Genomic DNA, 20,690 nt, shown 5'->3' on the forward strand with positions numbered 1-20,690 from the left:
CGCCCGGAGGTGTGCGAGGGCACCAGCATGATCGTGCATGATCGTCGTGACTGTGGGTGCACACCACCTCCCTTCCCGTGACGCGGGTCCTCACCATCGTCACGACCGGGTAACGGTGCCCGGACAGGGAGGGCTGACATGCGTCGGACCGGATTACTGATCGCGATCGTGGTGACGATCACCGCCGTCCTGGGCGGGCTCGGCGTGGTCGGCGCGCCGCCCGCGCAGGCCGCGACCCTGACCCAGGTGAGCTCGTTCGGCAGCAACCCCGGGGCCCTGGTGATGTACGCCTACCGTCCCGCAGGCGCAGGCGCCGGTACCGGCCGGCCGGTCGTCGTGGCGCTGCACGGCTGCACCCAGAATGCGGCCGGCTACGCCGCAGGCTCGGGCTGGACCGAGCTCGCCGACCGCTGGGGCTTCACCGTGGTCTTCCCCCAGCAGCCCTCGGCCAACAACCAGACCTCGTGCTTCAACTGGTTCCAGGCCGGGGACGTCACCCGCGGCCAGGGCGAGGCGGCGTCGATCGCCGCGATGGTGGCCTACGCCCGCTCGACCTGGGGCGCCGGCCGGGCCTACGTCTCCGGGCTGTCCGCAGGCGGGGCGATGAGCGCGGCGATGCTCGCCGCCTACCCCGACGTCTTCACCGCAGGGGCGATCATCGCCGGGATCCCGGTGGGCTGCGCCACCGACACGGTCTCCGCCTTCGGCTGCATGAACACCCCGCCCACCCGCACCCCGGCTCAGTGGGCGTCCGCGGTGCAGGCCAAGGCACCCGGCGGGACGACGGACTGGCCCGAGGTGTCGATCTGGCACGGCGACGCCGACTTCACCGTACGTCCGGGCAACGCGACCAACAGCCGGGACCAGTGGACGGCGGTGCACGGGGTGCCCCAGGCCCCGACCGCGACGACGTCGCTCCCCGGTGGCACCACGCGGGCGGTCCACGCATCATCCGACGGCGTGGCCAGGGTGACGACCTACACGATCGCCGGCATGGGCCACGCCACCCCCAACGACCCGGGCACCGGACCACAGCAGTGCGGGCAGGCCGGCGCCTACTTCGCCGACACCCTGTGCTCCAGCTGGTACGACGCCGTGGCCTGGGGGTTGGACGGCGGCTCCGGCGGCACTCCCACACCGACGACGACGCCGACCACCCCGCCGACAACGCCCCCGACCAGCCCGCCCCCCACGACCGGGCCGTCGCTCGGTTGCTGGACCGCGTCCAACTACGCCCACACCCAGGCCGGCCGGGCCACCCAGTCCGGCGGGCACGCCTACGCGGTCGGGTCCGGTACCGACCTCGGGCTGTGGAACACCTTCGTGACCACCAGTCTCCGGGAGACCAGCCCGGGCTACTACACGAGCGTCAGCGGCTGCTGACAACACGGCGGGCCACACCCGGCACCGGCCGTGCGGGCCGGGTCGGGTGTGGCCCGGCCACCTAGCGGACGTCGCTGCGATCCCGCCGGACGTGGGTCGCGACGAGGTCGACCAGCCGGTCCACGCCTGCCGAGGTGCCCCAGCACAGCGGCAGCACCACCACAATGGCCAGGACCACCTGCAGCGGGAACGGGAGCTGGGTGATCCACAGCTCGACCGCGTCCCACCAGTCGGCCACCGCGCGCAGCACGTCCCCACCCCCCGTCACGTTCCGACCCACCTCATCGCCCACACGGTAGCGGGCAGCCGATGCGACTAGTTTTCGTGCCATGTTCGCCGTCTACGCCGCAGAGCCCAACGCCGACGCTCCGCTCGAGTCCCTGACCGTGGGCGAGCGCCCCGAACCCGAGGTGCCCGACGGCTGGGTGGCCGTATCGGTCTCCGCCGCCAGCCTCAACATGCACGACCTCTGGACGCTGCGAGGCGTGGGCATCAAGCCCGAACAGTTCCCGATGATCCTCGGCTGCGACGGCGCCGGCACCCTGGAGGACGGCACCGAGGTCGTGCTGCACTCGGTGATCGGCGACGCGTCGCTGCACGGCGACGAGACCCTCGACCCGAAGCGCACGCTGCTCACCGAGAAGCACCAGGGCACGTTCGCCGACACCGTCGTGGTCCCGAAGCGCAATGCCGTGCCGAAGCCTGCCGGCCTCACCCCGGTGCAGGCGTCGGTGATGGGCACGGCCTGGCTGACCGCCTACCGGATGCTGTTCGTGAAGTCCGGGCTGCGGCCCGGGCAGACCATGCTGGTGCAAGGTGCGTCCGGCGGGGTCTCCACGGCACTGGTACAGCTCGGCGCCGCGGCCGGGATGCGGGTCTGGGTCACCGGCCGCACGGAGGAGAAGCGGGCGGTCGCGGAGAAGCTGGGTGCGGACGCGACGTTCCCGTCGGGAGAGCGGCTGCCCGAGCGCGTCGATGCCGTATTCGAGACAGTCGGTGACGCCACGTGGTCGCACTCGATGAGGGCACTCAAGCCCGGCGGTGTGATTGTTGTGAGCGGATCGACGAGTGGTCCGAACCCGGGCGCCGATCTCCAGCGTCTGTTCTTCCTCCAGCTCCGCGTCATCGGTTCGACCATGGGCACCCGGGAAGAGCTGTCCGACCTGCTCAGTTTCGTTGCCAACGCCGGGATCAGCCCCGAGATCGGGCTCGAACTGCCGATGGATCAGGCCGCGGAAGGGTTCCGCGCGATGCTCGAGGGCGAGACGTCTGGCAAGATCGTCTTTACCAAATAGCACCGTCCGTCGCGTTGGATCAGCCGCTCGTCTACGGCAACTGGTTGCTGAGAGACCCGCTTGGCCCTCTCAGGACGTACAGTAAGTAACCGTGTCTGAGCCACCAAGTCGAACGGCGCCGGGATCCGTGTACATCCCGGTGCCCCGAGTGACAGGTCTGGTCGAGTTGCTTGACCGGTTGGACCGTGCGGTCGCCGCCGCACTGTCGCCGGTCACCTCGGCGGAAGGGGTCAGCCGAGATGGCTGGCGAGTGCTGCTGATGCTGGCCCGCGGCGGTGGTCGGAGCATGGGCGAGATCGCCTCGCACACCGCTCTGCCTGCCCCCACAGCCACCCGTGTGGTGGACCGGTTGGTCGCTGCCAAGCTGGCCTACCGGCGCACCGACCCGGAGGACCGCCGTCGCGTTCTCGTCCATCTCGCTGCGGACGGACGCGCTGTGGTCGAACGAGTCTGCGGGCGCGTGGAACGCCGCGCAGGCGAAGCACTCGGCTCCCCCCACACCCCTGAGCGCGCCCAGCTCGCCGAACTCCTCGAAGCCCTGGCCTGCCAGGGCGTCAACGTCTGACCGACCTTCTCGCTCCCACGCCGCCTCCCCAGCAGCCTCGCCTCCCCGCCCACAGCCTCCCCGACAGCCCCCCGGATCAGCCCCGCTTCACCCCGAGCGCGTTGTCCAGCCAGTCCTGTCCGCGAGCACCGAGGTACTCGCGGGCGGCCACGATCGCCGGCACCTGGCTGCGCTCACCGGTAAGCGCAGCCATCAGGTGGGTCACCGTGACGCCGTGAGCGGGACGGTCGAGCACACGCACGGAGTCGCCCGCCGCCACCGCGGCGGGACGTTCGACGGCCAGGTACGCACCTGGCCGTCGAGCGGCGACGAACCGCCGCACGAGATCGGGCACGCCGCGGAACCCCGCGAACACCCGGCACGGGATCCGGGGGCCGCGAACCTGCAGCACGGCATCCCCGATCTGCCAGCGCTCTCCGATCACGGCGCCCGAGCAGTCCACGCCCGACATCGTGAGGTTCTCCCCCACCCCACCGGACAGCACCGGCTGTCCGAGCTCGGCCGTCCAGAACGCGAGGTCGTCGCACGAGTAGGCGTACACGGCTTGGTCCGGACCGCCGTGGTTCGCGACGTCGCAGATCGTGTCGCCCTCGACGCCGGTGGCCGTGAGCAGCACCGGGCCCTCGACCGGACGCTTGTCGATGCCGGAACGCCCGCTCTTGACCTTCGTCCACTCGTCGGTGCGCACGACGGCCACGTTCACCGACTCGACTCGTCCCACGGCGTGCGCGGCCGGTGTGGTCATCACGGCACTCCCCCCGCCGCGGGCGCCCCCAGCACCGTGTCGGCCGTGACCCGCCCCGCGTCGGTGTAGGGGAAGACAGCGAGCACCAGCACGGCCACCCCGAGCACCACCAGGCGCCAGAGCAGGCTGCCGCGCCCGCACAGCCAGCCGGCGGCGTAGGCCACCGTCAGCGGCACCACCACCGCGTAGAACCCGGTGAGCTCCGCCGCGCGGTCGGCCACCGCCCCGGGCGCTGCGGCGATCAGCGTGACCGCGACGCCGATCCCGAGCATCGCCAGCAGCCCGACGAGAAGCAGCATGAACCGCCGCTTCACCCGGCCGGCGAAGAACCCGATCACCAGTACGACGACCAGGACGAGGCCCGCGACTCCCGGCGACTGCCCGCCGGGCGCCGCCGGAAGATCCGTCATGGGGTCATGGTAAAGCGCCCGGCGATCATCGCCGAGATCATTTGCGCAGGCATCCGCAGGATCGGGCCGGCGGGGTCTCCTACTTCTTCCCGGACTTGGCGTCGCCTGCGGAGTCGGTGGACAGCGCGGCGACGAAGGCCTCCTGCGGGACCTCGACCCGTCCGATGGTCTTCATCCGCTTCTTGCCCTCCTTCTGCTTCTCCAGCAGCTTGCGCTTGCGGGTGATGTCGCCGCCGTAGCACTTGGCGAGGACGTCCTTGCGGATCGCCCGGATGTTCTCCCGCGCGATGATCCGCGACCCGATCGCCGCCTGGATCGGCACCTCGAACTGCTGGCGCGGGATCAGCTCACGCAGCTTCGTGGTCATGGACGTGCCGTAGGAGTAGGCGTCGTCCTTGTGCCGGATCGCGGAGAACGCGTCGACCGCCTCGCCCTGCAGCATGATGTCGACCTTCACCAGCTCCGCCTCCTGCTCGCCGGCCTCCTCGTAGTCGAGGCTGGCGTAGCCGCGGGTGCGCGACTTCAGTGCGTCGAAGAAGTCGAAGATGATCTCGGCGAGCGGCATCGTGTAGCGCAGCTCGACCCGGCTCTCCGACAGGTAGTCCATCCCGCCGAGCTGGCCGCGCCTGCCCTGGCACAGCTCCATGATCGTGCCGATGAACTCCGACGGCGCCAGAACCGTCACCTTCACCACCGGCTCGAAGATCTGCGCGACCTTGCCGGTCGGCCAGTCGGACGGGTTGGTCACCGTCATCTCGGTGCCGTCGTCCTTGATCACGCGGTAGACCACGTTCGGCGCGGTGGAGATCAGGTCCAGCCCGGCCTCGCGCTCCAGCCGGTCGCGGGTGATCTCCAGGTGCAGCAGGCCGAGGAACCCGCAGCGGAACCCGAAGCCCAGCGCCGCCGATGTCTCCGGCTCGTAGGTGAGCGCCGCGTCGTTGAGCTGCAGCTTGTCGAGCGCCTCACGCAGGTCCGGGTACTCCGAGCCGTCCACCGGGTACAGCCCCGAGTAGACCATCGGACGCGGCTCGCGGTAGCCGGTGAGCGGCTCCGTGGCGCCGTGACGCTGGCTCGTGATCGTGTCGCCGACCTTCGACTGCCGCACGTCCTTCACGCCGGTGATGAGGTAGCCCACCTCACCGACGCCCAGCCCGACGCTCGGCTTGGGATCCGGGGAGACGATGCCCACCTCGAGCAGTTCGTGGGTGGTGCCCGTGGACATCATCTTGATCCGCTCGCGCGGGGTGATCTTCCCGTCGACCACGCGGATGTAGGTGACGACGCCGCGGTAGGTGTCGTAGACCGAGTCGAAGATCATCGCCCGCGCGGGGGCATCGGGGTCGCCGACCGGCGCCGGGGTCACCCGGACCACCTCGTCGAGCAGTTCCCGCACGCCGAGCCCCGTCTTGGCGCTCACCCGCAGCACGTCGCCGGGCTCGCAGCCCACGATGTGCGCGATCTCCGCCGCGTACCGGTCCGGGTCGGCGGCGGGCAGGTCGATCTTGTTGAGGACCGGGATGATCGTGAGGTCCTTCTCCAGCGCCAGGTACAGGTTGGCCAGCGTCTGGGCCTCGATGCCCTGTGCGGCGTCGACCAGCAGGACCGCGCCCTCACACGCCTCGAGCGCCCGGCTCACCTCGTAGGTGAAGTCGACGTGGCCGGGGGTGTCGATGAGGTGCAGGACGTGCTCGGTGGTCCCCACCTTCCACGGCAGCCGCACGTTCTGCGCCTTGATCGTGATACCGCGCTCGCGCTCGATGTCCATCCGGTCGAGGTACTGGGCGCGCATCGCCCGCTCCTCGACCACACCGGTGAGCTGCAGCATGCGGTCGGCCAAGGTGGACTTGCCGTGGTCGATGTGGGCGATGATGCAGAAGTTCCGGATCAGCTCCGGAGGGGTGAACGTCTGGTCGGCGAACGAGCTCACTCACGGATCCTTCAGGTATAGGTCCTTCTATCGTCCCATGCGGCGCCGCGGGCGCGGCGCCACCGGTCACCCGGCCCCCGCCCGCACTGTGGAGCCGTACTGCTGTGGGGACGCGCTGCACACAGCATTACGGCTCCGCAATGCGCCGGACGGGGCGGGTGATCACCGTCAGCGGGACGGACACTTCGCCGAAAACCGGCCTCCCCACCGGGGTGCATCTCATGTCACCATGACCAGATCGTGGAGACCCAGGGCCGAGACGGAGCTCCGCGGTCCGACCGTCGGGCCCCAGCCTCGGCGTCCGGTCCGAGCTGCCCGACGGCCTTCGCAGGGGGCGACCCGTGACACCGCGCTCCTCCTCGGCGCTCGCTGTCCCGAGCGAGTGCGTGCTCGTGGAGGGTGAGCCGAGCTGCTGCTGCGCACAGGACGCGTGCCGGCTGACCGACCAGCAGATCCTGGTCCGGGCCACCGACAAGTTCCGCTGGCAGCAGCGGGGCACCTCCGCGGGCGCGGTGGCCGCCCGGGTCGGCATGGACGAGCTGCTCGCCCACGCCCGCAGGCACCGCCCGTCCCCACTCGTGTCCGAGCTGCTCCGGATGTGCATCCTGGTGCGCATCCTCGACCCCATCCGCACCGCACCGGGCCACCCCGACGCGGAGACGGTCGAGACCGAGGTCGAGGCTCTGCTGCTGGAGTACACCGAGCTCGCCGAGCTCGATGACGATCCGCGCAGGCTCGGCGAGGCCGCCACCCTCCGCGCACACCGCACCGCCGTCTTCCACCAGGGGGAGAACGCGCTCACCGACACCGCCGTCGCCCACGCCATCCTCACCGAGCTCACCGCCCCGGAGCCCCACGAGGACCCCGCCGAATGGTCGCGACTGCTCTCGCGGAGTCTCAACGGGTTGGTCCTCGTGCTGCTCAAGCTCGGCTCGCACGAGCTGGCCGACGAGGTGTCACAGCGGGCGATCACCGTGTCCGAGGGCGGCGCGTCGGTGATGGATCGTCTCGTGCTCCAGCTCAACCGCGTACGGCTGCAGCTGTCGTGGGCGTTGCGCCTCGAGCGCGGCGGACGCGACGCGGCCGCCGCCACCCGCTTCGTCGGCGCCGCACAGACCGCGCACACCGCCGCCCGGCTCTGGGCCGCCGCGCACGGCCTGCCCGAAGGCGGAACCGAGGCCATCGAGGAGTGCTCGATCATCGGCGCGGCGTACTCCCTGAAGCAGCCGGCGCCGGAGCACCTGGAGATGCTCGTCGCGCTCGAGCCGATGACCAACTTCACCGAGGACCGCATCATGCTCGCCATCGCCACGGCACGCTGCCTGCTCGCCGCAGGCGGACCGGGCGACGCGGCGGCGGCACTCGCGCCGCTGCACCACGAGCTGCGCATGTCCACCCCGGACGCCGTGCTCGCTCTCGCCCTGCACCGGGAGTTCGCGAGGATGGACGAGCTCGCCAACGGTGCCCCGCGGCGCTCCGACGCGCTCGCGAGCTACGCCGAGGCGCTCGAGGCCGAGCTGTGGGCCCTGCGCGAGGCGCGCCTCACCGCGCTGCGCAGCCACTCCGAGCACCACCGGTTGGCCCGCGAGCACGGCGCGGTCGCGGCCCAGGCCCTGCAGGACCCACTCACCGGGCTGCCGAACCGGCGGGCGCTGGACATGCGGCTCGTCGAGGCCACCACCACACCGGCGCTCCAGCCGTGTGCCGTCGCCCTGATCGACCTCGACCGGTTCAAGGACGTCAACGATGCCCGCTCGCACGCCGCGGGCGACGCCGTACTGCGCGAGGTCGCCACGTGCCTGCGCACCATCCTGCGCTCCCAGGACCTCGTGGCCCGGTACGGCGGCGACGAGTTCGTCGTGGTCATGCCGGCCACGCCGCTCCCGGAGGCACGGGCGGCGCTGCAACGCGCCACCGACGCCGTGGCGGCACTGCCCGCCGATGTCGCCGCCGGCGTCACCATGTCGGTCGGGGTGGTCCGCGCCCCGCTCGACGGCGAGCCCGAGGTGGCGCTCGCCGCCGCGGACGCCGCCATGTACCGCGCCAAGCACTCCGGCGGCAACACCGTGGTCACCGGCGCCGTTCACGCCGGCCGTGTCATGTCCTCCGTGACGTCGAGCGCTGCCGCCGCCCCGCCCGAGTAGCTGCCGTCACCGGCGGCACGACGGTGTCACGGACCAGGGATCAGACGGAGTCCAGGAACCGGGCGAGCATCGCTGCCCCGCGGTCGGGATCCTGGGTCATCCACCAGTGCCCGAGCCCGTCGAGCGTCTCCTCGCGGGCACCCGCTCGCACCGCGGCGCGGTGGCGCTGCTCGATCGTTCCCACGAAGTGGTCCTCCGTCGCCACCACCGAGAGCCCGGGACGGGCCGCCGCGGCCTCCAGCCCCACCCCGAGCCGCGCCAGCACCGGCTGCGCCGCGGAGCGGTACAGCGCGAGGATGCACTCGCCCATCGTCACGTCGAAGGCGGGCGCGATGCGCTGGGCGACCGCGGGAGCCATGCCGCGCTCGGCCAGGTTCTCCACCACCTTGTCCACGGGGGTGTCGAGCCGCTCCTCGATCGCCGCCTCACCGACGCCGGGGGTCTGCCAGTCCTGCGCGAGGTCGTGCCACACGTAGTCCGGATCGAAGAGCCCCACGACGTCGGAGCACCAGCTGCGCAGCAGGTCGGGCCGGGTCATCGCGACGTTGAGCACGTGCCCGCCGCCCCAGTCGTGACCGACCAGGTCGACGGGGCGCCCGATGCCCTCCAGCTCGGCCACCAGCCAGTCGCGGTACTCGTCGACCGTCGCTGTCCACCCCGGGGGCACCGGGGCCCCGAACCCGGGCGGTGAGAGCCGCACCTGATCGTCGTAGCCGCGTGCGGTGAGCCGCTCGCTCAGCGGGTCCCACAAGGCCTCGGTCTCCGGGTTGCCGTGCACCAGAACCACCGTCATGCGATCACCCTAGGCGGACCGCGGGAACTGCTGGACCGGGCCGATTTCCGACGGTCCCCGCCGGGCTGTAACATGGACCGCTGAGCGCCCGGCGTGAACGCAGGATCCCCCGCCGCCGGTGCGGACCGGAACAAGGCGAAGAAGAACTCGAGGCATTCGCGTGGCCAACATCAAGTCCCAGATCAAGCGGGTCAAGACCAACGAGAAGCGCCGCCAGCGCAACAAGTCGGTCAAGTCCGCCGTTCGCACCGCCGTGCGGCGTTTCCGCGAGGCTGCGGAGGCCGGCGACACCGAGAAGGCCACCGAGCTGCAGCGCGCCGCAGCCCGTGCGCTCGACAAGGCGGCCAGCAAGGGCGTCATCCACAAGAACCAGGCTGCCAACCGCAAGTCGTCGCTGTCCAAGCGCGTCGACGCGCTCTGACGAGGCCACACCTCCAGCCCACACGGCGCTGCCCTCTCGGGGGCAGCGCCGTTGTGTTGTGTCACGGCGCCCGCCCTCCGGCACCGCTCAGCGTGACTCGCGTGCCGCGCAGATCCGCAGTACCGCGCGTTCCAGCGCGTACCCCGCGTCGGCTGCCGCTCCCTTGACGTCGGCGTTCACCTCGGCCGCTGCGTCGAACGCGATCGCGAGCGACTCGGGCTGCCACGCCCGTACCTGGGCCTGCGCCTTGCGCACCTTCCACGGCGGCATCCCCAGGGTGCCCGCGAGCCGGTTGGGATCGCCCCGGCCGGCCGCACCCACCCTGGCCAGGGTGCGCACCCCGTCGGCCAGCGCGTCGGCCACCAGCACGGGCGCCACCCCGAGCACGAGCGCCCACCGCAACGCCTCCAGCGCCCCGGCCCGGTCGCCCGCCATCACCTTGTCGGCCACCGCGAAACCGGACGCCTCCGCGCGGCCCCGGTGGTAGCGGCGCACCGCCTGCTCGTCGACGGTGCCCCCGGTGTCGGCCACGAGCTGGCCCGCCGCGGCAGCGAGCTCCCGTAGGTCGGACCCGACCGCTTCGATCAGGACGCCCACCGCGGCGGGAGCGATGCGCCCACCGGCCCGTCGCACCTCGGAGCGTACGAAGTCGGCCCGCTCCTCGAAGCGGGTGATCCGGTTGCACGTGGTGACGACGGCGCCGCCCTTGCGCAGCGCGTCGGCCAGCCCCTTGTTGCGGGCGCCCCCCGCGTGCAGCACGACCAGGACGATGCCCTCGGCCGGGTCGGCCGACTGTTCGACGATCGCCGTGGCGAGCTCCTTGCCCACCTCGTGGGCGGCCTGCAGGACGATGACCCGGCCCTCGGCGAACAGCGACGGGCTCAGGTTGTCGGCGAGGTCGACCGGGGTGAGGTCGGCGGCCCGGTAGCGCCGCAGCTCGGCGCCGGGCTCACCGGCCCGCACCTCCGCGACGACCTGCTCGACCGCCCGCTCCACCAGCAGCTCCTCCTCGCCGAGGATGAGGCGCAGCGGCGCGGGCGGAGGGGGCGCGGACATGACGTCCATGCTCGCGCACGCCACCGACATTGCGTGACCCGGCTCCCAGAATCCGGACAGGACTTGGGGGGCAGTGGATCGTGACGTAACGTGGCTGACATCTGACGGCTGCTCGACCAGCCGCGGAACAACTTCACATGGCTCATCCAGAGGGGCAGAGGGAACGGCCCGGCGAAGCCCCGGCAACCGGCGATGCGCATCCGCGCTCGATCACGGTGCCAATTCCGACCCGCATGGTGCGGGGAAGATGAGGAGATCTTTCGATGACTCTGACTGCCTCCACGCGTCCCGACGGCGACGGATCCACCGCCGCCTACGACCTCGGGCCCGCACGCGCCCTCTCCTGTCGTGAGTGTGGCCACCAGATCCCGCTCGCGGCCGAGTTCGCCTGCCCGCAGTGCTTCGGCCCGCTCGAGGTCGACTACGACTTCGGCACCGTCACCCGCGAGTCCATCGAGGCCGGCCCGAAGTCGATCTGGCGCTACCGGCAGCTGCTGCCCGTGCCGTCCACCGTGCAGGAGCACCCCAACACCGAGCCCGGTCTCACCCGCCTGATCAAGGCCGACCGGCTGGGCGCCGCTCTGGGGCTGCGCAACCTCTGGGTGAAGGACGACACCGGCAACCCGACCCACTCGTTCAAGGACCGCGTGGTGGCCGTGGCGCTCGCCGCCGCCCGCGAGCTCGGGTTCTCGGTGCTCGCCTGCCCGTCCACGGGCAACCTCGCCAACGCCGTGGCCGCCGCCGCGGCCCGCGCCGGGTGGGACTCGGTCGTGCTCATCCCGTCGTCGCTCGAGCAGGCGAAGGTGCTCACCACCGCCGTGTACGACGGCACCCTGCTCGCCGTCGACGGCAACTACGACGACGTCAACCGGTTGGCCACCGAGCTCGCCGCCGAGCACGAGGACTGGGCGTTCGTCAACGTCAACGTGCGGCCGTACTACGCCGAGGGCTCCAAGACGCTGGGCTACGAGGTGGCCGAGCAGCTCGGCTGGCGGCTGCCGGAGCAGATCGTGGTGCCCGTGGCGTCGGGGTCGCAGCTCACCAAGGTCGACAAGGGTTTCACCGAGCTCGGCAAGCTGGGCCTGGTGGAGCCCACGCCCTACCGCGTGTTCGGGGCGCAGGCCACCGGCTGCTCCCCCGTGGCCAAGGCCTTCGAGGACGGGCACGACGTCGTGCAGCCGGTGCGCCCGGACACGATCGCCCGCTCGCTCGCGATCGGTAACCCGGCCGACGGCCCCTACGTCCTCGACGCGGTGCGCCGCACCGGCGGGGCCGTGGCGCACGTCAGCGACGCCGAGGTGGTCGACGGGATCCGGCTGCTCGCCCGCACCGAGGGCGTCTTCGCCGAGACCGCGGGCGGCGTCACGGTGGCCACCGCGAAGAAGCTCGTCGAGTCGGGCAAGCTCGACCCGGACGCCGAGACCGTGCTGCTGATCACCGGCGACGGGCTCAAGACCCTCGACGCGGTCGCCGGCCAGATCGGCCCCTCGGCCACGGTGCCCTCCACCAGCAAGGCCGTGCGCGAGGCGCTGGCGGCGCGCGGACTCTGAGGCCGGGGCGGCCCCCAGCTCCGTCACGAGGCGCTGGGGGCCGCTTCCTCCGGCTGCGCGTCCCGGATCGTGTGCCAGACCTTGCGCCTGCGCTGCTGTTCGGTGGGGTCGGCCACGGGGGCCGACGCGAGGAGCCGCTGGGTGTAGCGGTGGCGTGGCGCCTGCAGCACCTGGACGGCGCTCCCCTGCTCGACGATCCGCCCGCGGTGCATGACGCCGACCCGGGCCGCGAGTGCGCCGATCACGGCGAGGTCGTGCGAGATGAACAGACACGCGAACTTCAGCTGTTCCTGCAGGTCCCGGAACAGGTCGAGGATCCGGGCCTGCACGGAGACGTCGAGGGAGCTGGTGGGCTCGTCGGCGATCAGGAGGTCGGGGTTCAACGCGATCGACCTGGCGATGCCGACCCGTTGACGTTGGCCACCGGAGAGCTCGTGCGGGAACCGGTCGCGTGTCGAGGTCGGAAGCTGCGCGGCGTCGAGCAGGTCATCCACCCGGCGGCTCAGCTCGCTGCCGTGCAGGCAGGTGTGCAGGCGTAGCGGCTCGGCGACGCTGTCGCCGATGGTGGCTCGCGGGTTCAACGACGACGCGGGATCCTGGAAGACCATGCCGATCCGGCCGCGGGCACGCCGCAGGGCCTTGCCACGCAGCGCGGCGAGGTCGTCGCCGGAGAGCCGGATCGTGCCCCCCTCGGGACGCACCAGGCCGGTGATGGCCGAGGCGATCGTGCTCTTGCCCGAACCGGACTCGCCGACGAGTCCGAACACCTCTCCGGCGCCGACGTGCAGGCTCACCCCCTCCACGGCCGGCACGTCGAACCGCCCACGGTAGGTCACCCGCAGGTCGTCCACGGTCAGGATGCCGGTGCCTTCCTCCGGAGCGGCGGTCCGATCCGGCACCGGCGCGGGCTCGTCGACGACGACCGGCGCGGGGACCAGCGGTGCGGTGGGCAGGGACACCACGGCGTCGAGCAGGTGGCGGGTGTACTCCTCACGGGGCGCCGCGAACAACTGCGCGACGCTCGCCTCCTCCACCACCCGGCCCGCCCGCATCACGACGACCCGGTCGGCGAGGTCGGCGACCACGCCCATGTCGTGGGTGATGAGCAGGATCCCGATGCCGAGCCGGTCACGCAGGCCGCGCAGGAGGTCGAGGATCTCGGCCTGCACGGTCACGTCGAGCGCGGTGGTGGGCTCGTCGGCGATGAGCAGGGCGGGCTCGTTGGCGATCGCGATGGCGATCACCACCCGTTGCAGCTGACCGCCCGACAGCTCATGGGGATAGGAACGGGCCTTCCGCTCCGGGTCGGGCAGCCCGACCAGCGCCAGTAGCTCGAGCATGCGCTGACGGGCCGCCGCCCGCGTCAGCGAACGATGGGTCGTGATCGCCTCGAGCACCTGGGCGCCGATGCTCAGCACCGGGTTCAACGCGCTCATCGGCTCCTGGAAGACGAAGCCGACCTCGTTGCCACGGACGGTCCGCAACTGCTCCGCGTCGAGGGCGATCAGCTCACGTCCGCGCAGCAGCGCCGAGCCGGACACCGTGGCGGTGTCCGGCAGCAGCCCGAGCAGGGACATCGCGGTGACCGTCTTCCCCGAGCCCGACTCACCGACGACGGCCACCACCTCGCCGGTTCCCACCGAGTAGCTGACCTCCGTCACGGCGGGGGTCGACCGGCCTGCGGAGCCGAAGGACACCGAGATCTCCCGCACCTCCAGCAAGGGAAGCGCGGTCACGGCGTGATGCCCGCCTTGAGGTAGTTGGGATAGGCCGGGAAGTCGGCCACGAAGAAGTTGCCCACCTTGGAGCCGCGCAGGAACGAGTTGCGCGTGTAGATCAGTGGCACGACGGGGCTGTCCTGCATGATCCGGCGGTCCACCGCGGCCCACTTGCGTCCGGCCTCGACCGGGTCCACCGTGGCCTGCGCATCGGCGATCATGGCGTCCACCTCGGCGTTGGAGTACCGGGAGATGTTGTAGCCGCCGTTGCCGATCTCGCCGGACGCGAAGAGCGGCTGGATGTTGCCGTTCGGGCTCGGGAAGTCGGGCTGCCAGCTGAAGTAGGCCAGGTCGTAGTTCGCCTCCGCGCCCGTGACCTCCGCGTTGAACGCGTCGGAGTCCAGCGGCCGGATCGACACCTGGATGCCTGCCCTGGCGAGTGCGGCGCCGAGCGCCTGTGCCCGGTCCGCCCCGCCGTTGGAGGTGCTCACCAGCAGGCTCAGAGCGGGCAGGCCATCGGGATGGCCGGCGGCCGCGAGCATCTGCTTGGCCTTCTCCGGATCGCCGGCCGGCTGCGTCGGGTAGAGGTCGTAGGTCTCCCGGCCCGCGATGCCGGGCGTGATCAAGGTGGTGGCAACCTCACCGGCGAGGGCGGCCGAGCCGGCGGACGCCACCTGGAAGGCGCTGCGGTCCACCGCGTACTGGAACGCCGTGCGCACCGCGGGATCGGCCAGCGGGCCCTTCTGGGTGTTCAGCACCAGCATGGCCAGCGCGCCGGCGTTCGAGGTGACCACCCGCTGCTTGACGGCCGGGTTGCTCTCCAGCTGGGCCAGGGTGGCGGCCGCGACGAACGACGCTCCGAAGGCGAAGCGGTCGTCGCCGCTGTCGGCGGCGAGCCGCTGGGAGATCACCGTCCGGTCCTGGGAGAACTGGAAGACGACCTGGTCGGGCAGCCCCGCGCGGACCTGGTCGGTCGCCTTGTCCCAGTTCGGGTTGCGCACCAGGGTGGCTCCCACGCCCTGCTGGTAGGACTGCACCTCGTACGGGCCGGAGCCGACGGGATGCTCGCCGTAGTTGGCCTCGGCGCCGGTGGTGCGCGGCACCGGGGCGAAGGCCGGGGTGCTGGCGATCCACGTCCAGTCGCCGTAGGGGCGGGCCAGCCGGAAGACGATCGTCTTCTCGTCGGGGGTCTCGATCGAGCTGAGCCCCTGCCCCTCGAACGGGCCGCGGTAGTCGGCCCCCCCGACGAGCAGCGCCTTGTGGTAGGTCAGGCCCTGCGAGAACGACGGCGAGAAGGACCGCTCGACCCCCCACTTGACGTCCGCGCTGGTGATCGGGGAGCCGTCGGAGAACTTCAGCCCGTCCTTGAGCGTGAACGTCCAGGTCGCCCCGCCGTCGCTGGGCGTGCCGGTGTCGGTGGCCAGGTCCGGTACCACCGCGGCGGTGACACCGGGCCGGATGTCCCAGCTGGTCAGCCTGCGGTGCACGAGGGCCAGCGAGGTGATGGCGAGGCTCTGGCTCTTCGCCGGGTCGAACGAGTTGGTGGCGCCGTCCTGGAGGACGTAGAGCGTGCCACCGACCGCAGGGGCGGCGGACGCGGCGGCGGCACCGGAGCTGCGCTCGTTCGCGTTGCAGGCCGCGAGCAATGCACCGGCCCCACTGACCGCGCCTGCCGTCGCAACGAGTCGTAGGAATGACCGCCGGTCCATGAAGTTCTCCTTGTCGATGATCACGAACGAACCAGCCGCGCCCGGGGGTCGAGCAGGCCGTAGAGCAGGTCGACCGCGGTGTTGGCGACGACGATGAGGAAGGTGGCGAAGACCGTGTAGCCCAGCAGCAGCGGCAGGTCGAGCTGCTGGACGGCGTCGATGAGCAGGCCGCCCAGCCCGGGCATCGAGAACACGCGCTCGGTGATGACCGCACCTCCGAGCAGCGAACCGAGGTCCAGACCGAAGATCGTCACCACCGGCAGGGCGACGTTGCGCAGCGCGTGCCGCCGGATCACGCTGGACTCTCGAACGCCCTTCGCCCTGGCCGTGCGGATGAAGTCCTCGCCCAGGACGTTCAGCATCTGGTTGCGGGTGAGCCGGGCGTAGAGCGCGGCGTGCAGGAACGCCAGCACGAGCCACGGCAGCACGAGGTGCCACGCCCAGTCGACCGGGCTCTCGGTGAACGGGACGTACCCGCTGACCGGCACCACGTCGAGCGTGAACCCGAACAGCAGGATCCCCAGCAGCCCCACCAGGTACGTCGGCGCGGAAACCCCGGCAACGGACCCGGCCATCAGCAGCCGGTCCAGCGGCCGTCCGCGGTGCAGAGCAGACACCACGCCGGTGCCGACCCCGACGCACAGCCAGATCACGGCCGCCCCGATGGCCAGCGAGAACGTCACCGGCACCCGGCTGGCGATCAGCTCGCTCACCGGGGCGTTCTGTTGGAAGGAGTACCCGAAGCACGGTGCGTCGCAGTGGATGGCGGTCGGGCCGGAGCCGTACGTGCGCCCGACCAGGATGGCCGCGAGGAACGACAGGTACTGCAGGAACCACGGCTGGTCGAAGCCCATGTACTGCCGCGCGATCGCGAGGTTCCCCGGGGTGCACGGCTTGCCGCAGGACAGGAATGCCGGATCGGACGGCAGCAGGTAGAAGACCGCGTAGGTGGCGAGGCTGACCACCACCAGCACCAGCACCATGGACAGCACGCGACCCGCGACGAACCTCAGCAGTGCCATCAGATCCGGCGCCCCGACCGCGGGTCGACCGCATCACGCAGACCGTCACCGAGCACGTTGAACGCCCAGGTGGCGAGGAACAGTGCCGCTCCGGGGAAGATCAGGAACATCGGGTCGGTGGCGACCCAGCCGATCGCGTCGGAGATCGATCTGCCCCAGCTCGGCGTCGGCGGGGGAACGCCCACGCCGAGGAAGGACAGCGCCGCCTCCAACCCGATGTTCGCCGGGATGCTGAGCGTGAACACCACGACGATCGACGCCCACAGGTTGGGCAGCAGCTCCACGGTGAGGACGTGCCAGGGCGGCGCCCCCAGCGAACGTGCGGCCGAGACGAACTTGCGTTGCTTCAGTGACAGCGTCTCGGCGCGCACGATGCGCGCCACCCGTGGCCAGCCGAAGAAGCCGATGATCAGCACGAGCAGCAGGGGCCGCGGGAACGACGCCGGTGCGATCGCTCCGAGAGCGATCATGAAGACGAGCGAGGGGAACCCCAGCAGCACGTCCGCGATCCGGACCACCAACCGGTCCACCCAGCCACCGCGGTAGGCGGCGCTGACCCCGAGCAGCACCCCCACCACCGTGGCGATCACGGTCGAGACGGTCCCGATCAGGAACGACGTGCGCGCCCCGTAGGCGACGATCGAGAACAGATCCCGCCCGGTGAGCGGCTCGACACCGAACCAGTGCGCCGCACTCACCCCACCGAGCACACCCGCCGGCACCCCGGTGGCGGGGTCCAGCGCCGTGATGTCGTAGGTGTACGGGTCCTGGCCCGCCAGAGCAGCGAGCAGCGGGGCGGCCAGTGCCACCAGGAGCAGCACCACGATCACCACAGCGGCGGCGAGCACCCAGCGGTCCGCGCGCACCGCCCGCCAGAGGGCGGACACCAGCGACTGGGAGTTCCCGGAGCTACGCCGGAAGAACAGCCGCGTGGCCGGCGTCCGGTTCGGTGCGGTCACAGAGAGATCTCCGATGTCGGGGGAGCGACGCGCGGGGTGTCGGGACGCGCGGCACCGTCGGCACGTGCTGACGGGGCGCCATCACGACGCGTGCCGGTGGCCTCACCCGGGATCGGGTGGCGGCCATGGGGTCGGTCAGCGGCTGAGCGGACAGCCCGCGCTCGCGACACGGAGCAGGTCCACGTAGCGCCGGGACACGAGCAGGCAGGGTCGCGGTACCGCCCTGTGCTCCGTCCAGCCGCTCAAGACCGTCCTGCCTATCCGGGCGAATCCGCCCACCGGGCCAGGCTGCGCCCGGGTCATCCCAGTCGGGGAGAAAATCACCGGCGACGATCGTCAGTCAAGCGTTCGCCGTCTTCCTCACATTCAGCCGCCGTGGCCGTTGTCAGACGGTCGCCAGTACCTTCTCCGCCAGTACTCAGGCCGTTCTCTCAGAACGTGGCCCAACAGACCGCAGACGGCGACCACCGCGCGCGGTGCACAGGCGCACCCCATCGAGTGCCAACGCCGCATGGTGCGGTGGATTCTCCCAAGCTGTACGAGCTAGTAGGGGCTGGCGGCAGTGATGGTCGGGCCGGTCAGGGTGATGCGGCAGGTGAACAGCGCGCGGGCCAGGTCCCCGGGTCGGCGCTCCAGTTCGATCTTGGTCATGGGCATTACGTTGATCAAGTCCGGGTTGGGCGCGTGCAGGATGCGCTGTTCGACCTCGGCGAATTGGCCTTCGAGCTGCTCCTCTTGGGCGCGGAGTTCCGCGCAGCGTTCGTTGATGTCGCGGATGAGGTCCCGGTCGGGATTGTCGACACCTTCGAGGTTGCAAACGGTTCGTTGATCTTGGCGTCGGTGTCAGACGTGGCCCTTCTGAGGGCGCCGACCTGCTGCTCTCGCTCATGCTGCATCGCCGCGTCGAGGCTGCGAATGTTGGCGTCGAGCAGCTGGCGTCGGTAGGTGCCGAAGACGTGGTCTGAAGTGCCCCCGTCAGCCGGATGGCATCGTCGTGGTCCCGGTGGACGGCGTCGCGCCCGGTGAGCCCACTCGAGACGGCAAGATCGTCGGGGTTCCGCCCCGCCGCCCTGCCTGCGAACCGCTGGCGGCCGGGATGAGTCGTTCGGCGAGAGTCAGCGCCAGAGCCACGACACCGATCAGGGCGCCGATCAGGACCGTGCTCTGGACGCCGTAGCTCGACACCGCGAGGCTGCCGGCCAGAGCGCCGCCGGTGATGCCGACGTTGACGGCGGCGGAGACGGTGGCGGCGGCGAGGTCGGAGCGCCCGGGCGCTATCTGCAGCACGAGCCCACCGAGCGACGCGGTGAACGCGGCGAACGCCAGTCCCGCCACGGCGAGCAGGCCGACCGCCGCCACCGGGTGGTGGCCAAGTGCGTACAGCCCGAACAGTGCCGCCGACTGCAGCGCGACGGTCGCGGCCAGGGCGCGCCACGGGCCGCGGTCGACCACCGCGCCGAGGGCGAGGATCCCGAGCACGCTGGCGACGCCGCGGGCCAGCAGGATTGCGCCGACCGACGAGTCCGCAAAGCCGCTGACCTCGGTGACGAAGAGGGCGACATAGGTGTAGGCGGCGATGGCTCCGGCGGTGGCCAGGACGGCAACGCCGACCAGCAGCCAGAAGCGGCGCGCGTCGGGCATCGCGCCCCGGGCGGCATGTCCCTGGTCGGGCCGCGTCGAGGGCAGCAACGAGGCAACCAGGACGAGCACGATCGCGCCGAGCCCGGCCACCGCCAGGAACGACACCCGCCAACCCGCGCGCTCACCCAGCCAGGTGCCCGCCGGCACACCCAGGACCAGCGCAACGGTGCCGCCGGAGAACACCACCGCGATCACACGCCCTCGTAGCGCGGGTGGGAACAGCTCGGCCGCCGCGGGCACCACCACCGCCCAGAACAAGGCGTGGGTCGCCGCGATCGCCAGCCGGGCGGCGAGCATGAGCGCGAACGTGCTGACGAGCGCCGTGACCGCGGTGCTGACGACGAAGCCGGCCAGTAGCCCCGACAGCAAAACCCGGCGCGGGACCCTTCGCACCAGCGCAGTCAGCGGGACCGAGGCGACCATCACCACCGCGGCGTAGGCCGTGACGAGCATGCCCACCTGCGACGGCGAGACCGCCAGGTCCGCCGCCATGGGCAGCAGCAGCCCGACGGGCAGTGCCTCGGCCGTGGTGTAGAGGAACGTGCCGCCGGCCAAGCCGACAAGCGCTCCCACCGCCCGCCTGTCCTCCATCCGGACCTCCCATGTTTCCATCTAATGGACTTACGTCGGAAACAAGTTAGCGATCACCTCCGAGGTGGCGCAACTGGTAAAATGGATTTCGATGGGAACAGTTGAGGACGTCACGCGGATGCGCCTGGTGGGCGGCAACCTCGCCCTGGACTTCGTCAACACCCGCAGTGGCCCACCCCTCGGACCTCCCGACGATGACGTGCTCACCGGCTACTCCGAGCTGATCACCTGGGGCGTCTACGCGGACGCCCTCAGCGAGGCGGAGGCGGCAGCGTTACGCCGCGCGGCTCGCGACGATCCCGGTGGCGCTCGGGCCGCCTTCGCCCGAGCGCTGCGCACGCGCGACAACCTCGACGAGGTGTTCCGACCACTGGCCGCCGGCGAAAGCCCGAGCCCGCCCGCCCTGGCCCGGCTGCGTGACGACGAAACAGACGCGCTCGGCCACGCGCGACTGGAGCGTGAAGGCACGTTCGCGTGGACCTGGCAGGACGACCACACGCTCACCCGGCCGCTGCGGCCGGTGGTGCACGCGGCGGTCCAACTGCTCACCTCGGGCGAGCTGGAGCGGATCAAGGGATGCGGAGGCTGTCGCTTCCTCTACCACGACGAGAGCAAGAACCGTCGCCGCCGCTGGTGCAGCATGGAGGACTGCGGCACCGCCGAGAAGATCCGGCGCTACGTCGCCGCGCGACGCACCCGTGCGGCGCACTGACCCAGCCTGGTAGTGGCTGGTGCGGGCGCGGTGTTGGTGGCGTCGACGC

Annotated in this window: 19 protein-coding genes and 1 riboswitch; of the genes, 8 read left to right on the forward strand and 11 right to left on the reverse strand. The window is 71.3% G+C overall.

What is annotated here, in order from left to right:
• Nucleotides 1–138 precede the first annotated feature (138 nt).
• Nucleotides 139–1,383, forward strand: coding sequence for an extracellular catalytic domain type 1 short-chain-length polyhydroxyalkanoate depolymerase (locus tag AC5L35_RS23965; protein ID WP_495061933.1), 1,245 nt, complete (start codon nt 139–141; stop codon nt 1,381–1,383).
• Nucleotides 1,384–1,444: 61 nt separating this feature from the next.
• Here the strand turns inward: AC5L35_RS23965 and AC5L35_RS23970 are convergent, their stop codons facing one another.
• Nucleotides 1,445–1,651, reverse strand: coding sequence for a hypothetical protein (locus AC5L35_RS23970; protein WP_495061934.1), 207 nt, complete (start codon nt 1,649–1,651; stop codon nt 1,445–1,447).
• A gap of 61 nt (nt 1,652–1,712) precedes the next feature.
• Here AC5L35_RS23970 and AC5L35_RS23975 point away from each other — a divergent pair, with 61 nt between their 5' ends.
• Complete coding sequence (locus AC5L35_RS23975; protein WP_495061935.1) at nt 1,713–2,678, forward strand: zinc-binding dehydrogenase; 966 nt, start codon at nt 1,713–1,715, stop codon at nt 2,676–2,678.
• 148 nt (nt 2,679–2,826) lie between these two features.
• The gene (locus tag AC5L35_RS23980) at nt 2,827–3,243 is read left to right on the forward strand and encodes a MarR family winged helix-turn-helix transcriptional regulator (protein ID WP_433275169.1); all 417 of its coding nucleotides are present in this window, start codon (nt 2,827–2,829) and stop codon (nt 3,241–3,243) included.
• Nucleotides 3,244–3,319: 76 nt separating this feature from the next.
• On the opposite strand, the gene AC5L35_RS23985 is transcribed toward AC5L35_RS23980, so the two are convergent.
• From AC5L35_RS23985 to lepA, 3 genes are all read right to left on the reverse strand, one after another.
• Entirely contained in the window at nt 3,320–3,988 is a 669-nt protein-coding gene (locus AC5L35_RS23985; RefSeq protein ID WP_495061936.1) for an MOSC domain-containing protein, read from the reverse strand.
• Complete coding sequence (locus AC5L35_RS23990) at nt 3,988–4,398, reverse strand: hypothetical protein (RefSeq protein WP_495061937.1); 411 nt, start codon at nt 4,396–4,398, stop codon at nt 3,988–3,990. The genes AC5L35_RS23985 and AC5L35_RS23990 overlap by 1 nt, the downstream gene beginning before the upstream one ends.
• A gap of 79 nt (nt 4,399–4,477) precedes the next feature.
• Nucleotides 4,478–6,325, reverse strand: coding sequence for a translation elongation factor 4 (gene lepA, locus AC5L35_RS23995; protein ID WP_495061938.1), 1,848 nt, complete (start codon nt 6,323–6,325; stop codon nt 4,478–4,480).
• A gap of 341 nt (nt 6,326–6,666) precedes the next feature.
• On the opposite strand from lepA, the gene AC5L35_RS24000 reads away from it, so the two are divergent.
• The gene (locus AC5L35_RS24000) at nt 6,667–8,469 is read left to right on the forward strand and encodes a GGDEF domain-containing protein (protein ID WP_495061939.1); all 1,803 of its coding nucleotides are present in this window, start codon (nt 6,667–6,669) and stop codon (nt 8,467–8,469) included.
• Between the two features lie 40 nt (nt 8,470–8,509).
• On the opposite strand, the gene AC5L35_RS24005 is transcribed toward AC5L35_RS24000, so the two are convergent.
• Nucleotides 8,510–9,262 (reverse strand): alpha/beta fold hydrolase, encoded by a 753-nt coding sequence (locus AC5L35_RS24005; protein ID WP_495061940.1) that lies wholly within the window; start codon nt 9,260–9,262, stop codon nt 8,510–8,512.
• Between the two features lie 160 nt (nt 9,263–9,422).
• Here AC5L35_RS24005 and rpsT point away from each other — a divergent pair, with 160 nt between their 5' ends.
• Nucleotides 9,423–9,683 (forward strand): 30S ribosomal protein S20, encoded by a 261-nt coding sequence (rpsT, locus tag AC5L35_RS24010; protein WP_169395720.1) that lies wholly within the window; start codon nt 9,423–9,425, stop codon nt 9,681–9,683.
• 87 nt (nt 9,684–9,770) lie between these two features.
• On the opposite strand, the gene holA is transcribed toward rpsT, so the two are convergent.
• A complete protein-coding gene (gene holA / locus AC5L35_RS24015; protein WP_495061941.1) occupies nt 9,771–10,739 on the reverse strand; it encodes a DNA polymerase III subunit delta in 969 nt (322 codons plus the stop codon).
• 139 nt (nt 10,740–10,878) lie between these two features.
• A riboswitch (SAM riboswitch) is annotated at nt 10,879–10,993 on the forward strand.
• A 9-nt stretch (nt 10,994–11,002) separates the two neighbouring features.
• Here holA and thrC point away from each other — a divergent pair.
• Complete coding sequence (gene thrC, locus AC5L35_RS24020; RefSeq protein WP_495061942.1) at nt 11,003–12,289, forward strand: threonine synthase; 1,287 nt, start codon at nt 11,003–11,005, stop codon at nt 12,287–12,289.
• A 23-nt stretch (nt 12,290–12,312) separates the two neighbouring features.
• Here thrC and AC5L35_RS24025 read toward each other — a convergent pair whose 3' ends face one another.
• Genes AC5L35_RS24025 through AC5L35_RS24040 form a run of 4 tightly spaced genes read right to left on the reverse strand, consistent with a single transcriptional unit; the run spans nt 12,313 to nt 17,604 of the window.
• Nucleotides 12,313–14,025, reverse strand: coding sequence for an ABC transporter ATP-binding protein (locus AC5L35_RS24025; RefSeq protein WP_495061943.1), 1,713 nt, complete (start codon nt 14,023–14,025; stop codon nt 12,313–12,315).
• Entirely contained in the window at nt 14,022–15,716 is a 1,695-nt protein-coding gene (locus AC5L35_RS24030) for an ABC transporter substrate-binding protein (RefSeq protein ID WP_495061944.1), read from the reverse strand. Before AC5L35_RS24030 ends, AC5L35_RS24025 begins: the two co-directional genes overlap by 4 nt.
• 20 nt (nt 15,717–15,736) lie before the next feature.
• Entirely contained in the window at nt 15,737–16,738 is a 1,002-nt protein-coding gene (locus AC5L35_RS24035; RefSeq protein WP_495061945.1) for an ABC transporter permease, read from the reverse strand.
• Nucleotides 16,738–17,604: an ABC transporter permease gene (locus tag AC5L35_RS24040; protein WP_495062155.1), complete on the reverse strand. Its 867-nt coding sequence runs from the start codon at nt 17,602–17,604 to the stop codon at nt 16,738–16,740. The genes AC5L35_RS24035 and AC5L35_RS24040 overlap by 1 nt, the downstream gene beginning before the upstream one ends.
• 777 nt (nt 17,605–18,381) lie before the next feature.
• Between AC5L35_RS24040 and AC5L35_RS24045 the strand changes: the two genes are divergently transcribed.
• Complete coding sequence (locus tag AC5L35_RS24045) at nt 18,382–18,642, forward strand: hypothetical protein (RefSeq protein WP_495061946.1); 261 nt, start codon at nt 18,382–18,384, stop codon at nt 18,640–18,642.
• A 30-nt stretch (nt 18,643–18,672) separates the two neighbouring features.
• Here the strand turns inward: AC5L35_RS24045 and AC5L35_RS24050 are convergent, their stop codons facing one another.
• The gene (locus tag AC5L35_RS24050; RefSeq protein WP_495061947.1) at nt 18,673–19,911 is read right to left on the reverse strand and encodes an MFS transporter; all 1,239 of its coding nucleotides are present in this window, start codon (nt 19,909–19,911) and stop codon (nt 18,673–18,675) included.
• A gap of 109 nt (nt 19,912–20,020) precedes the next feature.
• Between AC5L35_RS24050 and AC5L35_RS24055 the strand changes: the two genes are divergently transcribed.
• Entirely contained in the window at nt 20,021–20,641 is a 621-nt protein-coding gene (locus AC5L35_RS24055) for a CGNR zinc finger domain-containing protein (RefSeq protein WP_495061948.1), read from the forward strand.
• Nucleotides 20,642–20,690: the final 49 nt, after the last annotated feature.

This window comes from Pseudonocardia sp. OZ21, assembly GCF_059359135.1.

Coding starts and splice junctions, on each gene's coding strand:
- AC5L35_RS24035 (WP_495061945.1), bottom strand. CDS start 16,738: ATGGCACTGCTGAGGTTCGTCGCGGGTCGCGTGCTGTCCATGGTGCTG.
- AC5L35_RS23965 (WP_495061933.1), top strand. CDS start 139: ATGCGTCGGACCGGATTACTGATCGCGATCGTGGTGACGATCACCGCC.
- AC5L35_RS24055 (WP_495061948.1), top strand. CDS start 20,021: ATGGGAACAGTTGAGGACGTCACGCGGATGCGCCTGGTGGGCGGCAAC.
- thrC (WP_495061942.1), top strand. CDS start 11,003: ATGACTCTGACTGCCTCCACGCGTCCCGACGGCGACGGATCCACCGCC.
- AC5L35_RS24030 (WP_495061944.1), bottom strand. CDS start 15,716: ATGGACCGGCGGTCATTCCTACGACTCGTTGCGACGGCAGGCGCGGTC.
- AC5L35_RS24005 (WP_495061940.1), bottom strand. CDS start 9,262: ATGACGGTGGTTCTGGTGCACGGCAACCCGGAGACCGAGGCCTTGTGG.
- AC5L35_RS23985 (WP_495061936.1), bottom strand. CDS start 3,988: ATGACCACACCGGCCGCGCACGCCGTGGGACGAGTCGAGTCGGTGAAC.
- AC5L35_RS23975 (WP_495061935.1), top strand. CDS start 1,713: ATGTTCGCCGTCTACGCCGCAGAGCCCAACGCCGACGCTCCGCTCGAG.
- holA (WP_495061941.1), bottom strand. CDS start 10,739: ATGTCCGCGCCCCCTCCGCCCGCGCCGCTGCGCCTCATCCTCGGCGAG.
- AC5L35_RS23990 (WP_495061937.1), bottom strand. CDS start 4,398: ATGACGGATCTTCCGGCGGCGCCCGGCGGGCAGTCGCCGGGAGTCGCG.